The organism is Intrasporangium chromatireducens Q5-1 (assembly GCF_000576575.1).
Lineage (GTDB): Bacteria > Actinomycetota > Actinomycetes > Actinomycetales > Dermatophilaceae > Intrasporangium_A > Intrasporangium_A chromatireducens.
The window spans coordinates 1-967 of the sequence record NZ_AWQS01000521.1 but is presented as its reverse complement, the minus strand read 5'-3'; the positions used below and the strand labels follow the sequence as shown (position 1 = coordinate 967).

1 protein-coding gene is annotated in these 967 nt (G+C 70.3%); it reads left to right on the top strand.

From position 1 onward, the window contains the following. Positions 1-151: 151 nt before the first annotated feature. Complete coding sequence (locus tag N864_RS22670; RefSeq protein WP_051518953.1) at positions 152-961, top strand: sigma-70 family RNA polymerase sigma factor; 810 nt, start codon at positions 152-154, stop codon at positions 959-961. Positions 962-967: the final 6 nt, after the last annotated feature.

Genomic DNA, 967 nt, shown 5'->3' with positions numbered 1-967 from the left:
GAGCTTCGTTTCGCATGCAGTCACCCGCACCGAAGTGTTCGCTTCTCGTACGGCACCCGGGACCGGCCGCCCTGAATCGTGGAGACATCGCTTCGCATCACGGTTCACACCCCGAGCCGAATGGGTCATCACAGGAACCTGGAGATGAGTCATGGCACGACCCTCCACCACGAACCTCCGCACCATCGAAGCCCGTCACGAGCACACCGAAGAGCTCTTCCACCGACTCCGGACGACCCGCGACGGCGCCGAGGCGTCGCGCATCGAGGAGCAACTCGTCGCGCTGCACCTCGACGTCTGCGACCGCAGGGCGGCGCGCTACGCAGGACGGGGCGTCCCCTACGAGGACCTGGTCCAGGTCGCCCGGCTCGGCCTCGTCGTCTCGATCAGGCGCTACCGCCCGTCGGCGGACTCCTCCTTCATCCGCTTCGCCCTGCCGACCATCAGCGGCGAGGTCAAGCGGTACTTCCGGGACCACGGCTGGACCGTCCGGCCACCGCGGCGGCTCCAGGAGCTGAGCCCGCGCGTCCGCGCCGTGCGTGAGCAGTGGGAGCACGACCACGGCACCAGCCCTCGCCCGGCTGACCTGGCGGGCGAGCTCGGCGTGCCGGTGCGCGAGCTCGCCGAGTGTCTGCGGGCCGAGCAGAACTTCCACCTGCTCTCGCTCGACCTGACCTACGCCGATGGTGACGTGCCGTCCCTGGGCGAGCAGCTGCCCACCCGGCATCGCGAGCTCGACTCGGTGCCGGACCGGCTCACCCTGCGTGATGCGCTGGCCCAGCTGAACGGCGCGGACCGCGAGCTGGTGCGGCTGCGCTTCGTGGAGGGCCTGACCCAGAAGGAGATCGGAGAACGGCTCGGGGTGAGCCAGATGCAGGTCTCGCGGCTCGTCCAGGGCCTGCTGCGCCGGCTCCGCTCGCACATGGGGGTCAGCCTGGCCGCTCGCGAGCGCATCGCCTGACTGGCC

Coding starts and splice junctions, on each gene's coding strand:
- N864_RS22670 (WP_051518953.1), top strand. CDS start 152: ATGGCACGACCCTCCACCACGAACCTCCGCACCATCGAAGCCCGTCAC.